Raw genomic sequence first — 6010 nt, forward strand, 5'->3', positions numbered from 1 at the left:
CACAACGCCTTTCACGAAAACCACTATCTAATGCCATATAACGAAAATATTCGTTTGGACGATAGGTTATTTTATGCGTTGAAATGCGCTCCATAGGATGCTCCAACGCATTCATTCGTACATGAGATGCAATAGAACAAAAACGCCCAATATCGCTATAAATAGCCTCACTGTTACGTTCTAAATAAGAAAAATCTCCAATGGTTACATCACGCAAAACTACCCGCTCATTAATTTCCACATAGCGCCCTAATTTACAACCATGCAGCTGTGCTGTCGTATGGATACGAGGTTTACTTTCATGAAATCGAAGATCGTTTTCGATATTCATTCTTACCTTCCATCAATTGCTTCATCAATAAATATGGAAAGACATACCAACCAAACCAATAAAATCAACCATGAAACAAACATTGCAAAACAAACCTGCCGATGTTACAATTTCTTGATCTATCTAAGAGAGTCAAACTATGAAAAATGTACTCCGCATTTTAGGGCTAACAGTTATATTTCTTACGGGGATTTTTATTTATGATGCATTTATAAATAAGCCTTTAGGTGATAACTTTACGCTCACTGATTCAAATGGAAAAACGATTACCGAAGCGGATATTCGAAGCCAGCCTTCAATAATTTTTTTCGGCTTCACTATGTGTCCTGAAATCTGCCCTACCACACTGATGAATCTTGATCGATGGCTTACAGCACTTGGACCTGAAGCTGATAAGTTAGGAGTATGGTTTGTGACTGTTGACCCCGAACGTGATACACCAGAAGTACTCCATAATTATCTCAGCAATTTTAACAATAAAATCGTTGGTATCAGTGGAGATCCTGATAAAGTTCATAAAATGGTCAATTCTTTCAACATCGTTGCTGAAAAAGTCCCTGAAACAGATGAAAGCTATACTTATAACCATACGGCAGCAATTTTTTTACTCAAAAAAGGTGGAAAATTAGCTGGCGTTATCCGTTATGACACGAAAGAAAGCGATAGCGAATTAAAAGATGAAATCGCCATTGAACGGCTAAAAAAACTCATATCAAACTAAAAAAGCCAATCAAAAGAAAGAACAGCATGTCGCAACAAATTCGCTTCTATTATACTGCTTTTAAAAGTGAAGCAGAGCAATTTTATACCCTTATAGAAAGAGCTTTTGATGAAGAAGGATATCCTCTTGCTCTTATAGAGATAGATGAACAAAATGCTATATATGAGCTTTCTCTATATGTTGATCAAGACAATCAAGAAGACGCATTGAAACGTTTTGCAAGCGTTCTTTCTATAGATTCTGATAAAATTAATATGGAAGTTTTACCCAATATTGATTGGGTACAAAAAAGTCTAGAAGGACTAAAACCTGTACATGCTGGTCCTTTTTTCCTTCATGGAAGTCACAACAGAAACGCCATTCCAGCTAATGTTCTCCCTATTGAAATTGAAGCAAATCAAGCCTTTGGAACAGGACATCATGGGACAACAGCTGGTTGTTTGGAAATGATTGCCAAAGTAATGAAACACGAAAATCCACAAAATGCCCTTGATCTTGGAACTGGTAGTGGAGTCTTAGCCATTGGCATAGCAATGCTCAAGCCCATTAGTATTCTCGCCTCCGATATTGATCCTATTGCTATTCAAGTTGCACAACATAATATCGAGCTTAATGGCGTAAAAGAGTATATTACAGCTGTTACAGCAACAAGTTTTACCCATGAACATATTACAACACGTGCGCCTTTTGATCTCATTGTTGCCAATATTCTTGCCAATCCTCTCATTGAACTTGCGCAAGAAATGGTAAAAGCCCTTAAAAAAGGGGGATCACTTATACTCTCTGGAATTCTTGAAAAGCAACACGCCTACGTTTTAGATACTTATATAAAACAAGGACTCAAGCATATCGAAACATACCACCGTCAAGGATGGGTAACGATACATCTGAAATAAAATAAAAGGACGTTGTTATGTATCAATCTTTTGAGGCAACAACAAATCCCACGCATGCTGCAAAACGCATTGCCTCCCTTCGTAAAGAACTTGATCGCCTTGGGCTCGATGGTTTTCTTGTTCCACGGTGCGATGAACATCAAGGAGAGTACGTCCCTCCTCATGCTCAACGCCTTAGCTGGTTAACCGGCTTTACTGGATCAGCTGGGATTGCACTGATTTTAAAAAACAAAGCCATCATATTTACAGATGGGCGATATAAGCTCCAAGTTCGCCAACAAACTGATCCTGATATTTTTAATTATGAAGATCTCATAACTTGTCCTCCCTCACAATGGCTTGAAAAAAATGGTCAAAAACTTTCTATTGGTTTTGATCCATGGCTCCACACGATTGCTGCCACCGATGCATTGAGAAACGCATTAGAAATGAAAGCAGGTGGAAAACTTGTAGAAGTTCAACATAATCCCATTGATCTGCTCTGGCATAATCAACCAAAATTACCACAATCTGCATTATCAATTCACCCTCTCAAATATGCTGGGTGCGATACAGATGAAAAGTTGGCATTGATTTGCAGATATATACAAAAAGCAAATGCAGATGCTTTTATTTTTACAGACCCCTCTTCCATTGCATGGACATTCAATATACGGGGCAATGATGTTTCCAACACGCCTTTTTCCCTTTGTTTTGCTCTCATTCCACTTAACGAAACACCAGCTTTATTCATTGACCGCAAAAAACTTGGTGGAGAACAGAAACAATATCTAGAACGTTATGCAAAATTATATGAACCAGAACAGCTTATTCCCAAGATCAAAGAGTATATTCAAAAAGGGACAGTGTTTGCCTTAGATCCACAGCTAACATGCGAAAAATTACGAACTGTTATTGAAGAAAAAAATAGCTCTTTTATCACACTTACCGATCCTGCGGCTCTACCACGTGCCATTAAAAATGACACAGAACTCAATGGCACACGCAAAGCACACCTACGCGATGGTGTTGCCCTAACCCGTTTTTTTTCTTGGTTAGATAAACAAATACCAGGGTCAATAAGTGAAATTTCTGCTGCTCAAAAATTAGAAGAATTTCGCATAAATACAGCAAACGAAATGGGAGAAAAACTTAAAGATCTTTCTTTTGATACAATCTCAGCCGCAGGGGCAAATGGTGCCATTATTCATTATCGTGTAACAACGCAAACAAATAAACCACTCAATGCTGGTGAACTTTACCTCGTTGATTCAGGTGGACAATATCGTGATGGCACGACTGATGTCACACGCACAGTAGCAATTGGGAATATTGGAGAAGAAGAAAAACGCTGTTTTACGCTTGTCCTCAAAGGCATGATTGCTCTTTCAACTGCAAGATTTCCAAAAAGCACACGCGGACAAGACATTGATGCTCTTGCACGCATTGCATTGTGGAAAGCTGGTTTTGATTATGCCCATGGCACCGGTCATGGTGTTGGATCTTATCTTTCTGTCCATGAAGGACCGCAAAATATTTCTCGCAAAGGGTGCCAAGAACTCATCTCCGGTATGATTCTTTCAAACGAGCCAGGCTATTACCGCGAAGGCGCTTTTGGTATCCGTCTTGAAAATTTGATGATTGTGAAGCCAGCACAAAAAATTGATGGTGGAGATATAGAAATGCTCTCGTTCGAAACACTCACACATTGCCCCATTGATCGACGGTTAATCCTTCCAGAGCTTTTGACACAAGAAGAACGACAATGGCTCAATGATTACCATGCGCGGGTTTATCAGATGAATGCACCTTACTTAAATGAAGAAGATAAAAAATGGGCAAAAGAAGCAACAATGCCCCTTTAAATGAAGCAACGTATAACTTTTACTCTTTCTACAAAACATTACACCCTTCTCTTTTAAAGAGAGAAGTGCGAATTTACCATCAGCAAACACAAAAAATGCTTCTATGAAATACTTCAAGTTTTTTTGCCGATACGACAAAAGCCTTCCAAAATTGAAACAGAACGGGATACACTCTCAAAAGATAATGCTTATCAATTATCCTCCACCATCTCCACATGAGTTATAGCCTTATTCTGCTATACAGAAATTTTCATTATATTTTGTAATCCTCCGCGTCGCATTTCTAAAACGCCCATTATAACCAACTTATTACGCCGTTTAGATTCAAAAATTCTGCATATTTATTCAAATAAATTTTACCTTTTTGTTTGCTTCATAGTGATAATTTATATTTTTAAATTCTTGAGTTATTTTCAATAGCAGTAATTCCTTATAATATATATTGCTCAATAAAATAGAATCTGTTATGAAATAAAAGTTAAGTATTTAGAATTTAACAGAAAGAGCATGATGATAACATCAGCGGTGAGTTTTTTTATTTATTTGCATAGTTAACAGTACAATATTATTTTCTAGACTATTATTTATTGTTGAAAAACGTTATCCACAATATAGATAGTTTCCAACTGCACAGTATGAAAATGATATATATATGGAGGTATATGTTTTTACCTGAACGTATTATTCAGCTAAAAAATTAACAACAACAGAGGATATGAAAAACTACATAACACAAAAACAATCACATAAATAAAGGAGATTCAAGCTCTCTACAAAATTTCACAAATACTTTGAAAAAGACACAATAAAATATGTATCTTACGGCTTATCATAGTAACAAACTTTAAGCACAGATCTTAATAATCTATATCCTTATCCAGTATTTTAGCAATAAAGTGATTATCCTAATGCGTGTAATTTTATTTTGTTCCGTAATATTATTATTTGGATACTATATTGGACCTTCTGTATTGAATGAAATTACTAAATTTAAGCGAGTTCCTATTGCTGTATTTTCTGAAAATCAAGTCATTACTCCAAATCAGTACGATAAATTATACGAAGAGTACGTAAAGACACAATATCCTGATAATATATACGAAGAACGCCTAGAAATTGCGAAAAAATATCTGGATAATAAAAGTTATGGTGTATATCATGTTCTAAGCCCTGGTATGATAGTGCTAATTCCTGAAAATATAAATCTTATCCATGCGAAAGTTGTTTGGTGTGCATGCCTTGTGGACTTATTACAGGGAGAGTATAATAAGAAATTTCCAGCATTATCCCTATCTACCTACATACATAAGCTACGTTCTCAATATAATTGGAAAGAAAGCGATTTCATTTGGGCAAAAAATTTGGTCATGAACTCGACAGATCCAATGTTTGGATATGCACGAATGGTATTTAATTCTGAAATATTCTCAGTCCAAATACTAGCTCTAATAAACGAAATTTCCGATGCTGAGAAATTTGAGAGAGATGAAGGAAGTCAGAAAAAAAATTATGCTGCTAGACGCATTAGCGAATATCCGAAACTTTGTAATGAAATTGGACAAGTGTACCATCTAATAATGCCTGATAAGCATAGATACCAGTAATCTTTTATAAATTCAATATAATAAACAACTCGCAGTTATATCCCTTATTCATTTATAGCGGAATGTTTTATTATATTTTGTAATCTTCCGCGTTACATTTCTATTACGTCATTATAATCGGTTTATTACGGCATTTTGGATTAAATTCTACATATTTGTTCAAAAATTTTACCTTTCTTCACAGTAATAATTTATATCTTTTACTAATAATAACCTTGCATATTCTTCATCATAATAGTTTAAGTTTAATATTTAAGCTCAGCGTTAATCATTTTTAATAACTTAATAAATATCAAAATATATTGGCGTTCTATGTTTGCAAAAAATAGCCCCTTTATCTCCTTTTTGATTTCATCCCCCCCAAAAATGTAAGAGAGATAACCACACAAACAGCATATGCATCTTCTAGAAAACATCCTCTAAACATTATGCCCCTCAATCAACCGTATCCACGCCTTTTCATCGATAACCTCAACACCTAATTCTTCAGCTTTAGCCAATTTGGAGCCCGCTCCAGGTCCTGCAACAAGAAGATCTGTTTTTTTAGAAAGTGAACCAGATGTTTTGGCCCCTAATCGCTCTGCCAATGCTTTTGCTTCATCACGTGACATATG

5 protein-coding genes and 1 pseudogene are annotated in these 6010 nt (G+C 35.9%); 4 read left to right on the forward strand and 2 right to left on the reverse strand.

Features of this window, described 5'->3' with window-relative positions; all coding sequences use genetic code 11:
• A pseudogene (locus ACFIO3_RS00640) lies at positions 1–331 on the reverse strand (chloramphenicol acetyltransferase); the annotation flags it as partial.
• Positions 332–470: 139 nt separating this feature from the next.
• Between ACFIO3_RS00640 and ACFIO3_RS00645 the strand changes: the two are divergent.
• The 4 genes from ACFIO3_RS00645 (at position 471) to ACFIO3_RS00660 (ending at position 5396) form a co-directional block, all read left to right on the forward strand.
• Positions 471–1052, forward strand: coding sequence for an SCO family protein (locus ACFIO3_RS00645; protein ID WP_375608243.1), 582 nt, complete (start codon positions 471–473; stop codon positions 1050–1052).
• A 26-nt stretch (positions 1053–1078) separates the two neighbouring features.
• Positions 1079–1948, forward strand: a complete 870-nt coding sequence (locus ACFIO3_RS00650; RefSeq protein ID WP_375609272.1) for a 50S ribosomal protein L11 methyltransferase — start codon at positions 1079–1081, stop codon at positions 1946–1948.
• 17 nt (positions 1949–1965) lie between these two features.
• The gene (locus ACFIO3_RS00655; protein WP_375609271.1) at positions 1966–3792 is read left to right on the forward strand and encodes an aminopeptidase P family protein; all 1827 of its coding nucleotides are present in this window, start codon (positions 1966–1968) and stop codon (positions 3790–3792) included.
• A 908-nt stretch (positions 3793–4700) separates the two neighbouring features.
• Positions 4701–5396: a hypothetical protein gene (locus tag ACFIO3_RS00660; RefSeq protein ID WP_375608241.1), complete on the forward strand. Its 696-nt coding sequence runs from the start codon at positions 4701–4703 to the stop codon at positions 5394–5396.
• Positions 5397–5815: 419 nt separating this feature from the next.
• Here ACFIO3_RS00660 and ACFIO3_RS00665 read toward each other — a convergent pair.
• Positions 5816–6010 (reverse strand): BRCT domain-containing protein (locus ACFIO3_RS00665; RefSeq protein WP_375704010.1); only part of this gene is annotated, 195 nt, incomplete at its 5' end.

The sequence above is a fragment of the Bartonella sp. AD328YNZD genome (genome assembly GCF_042196425.1).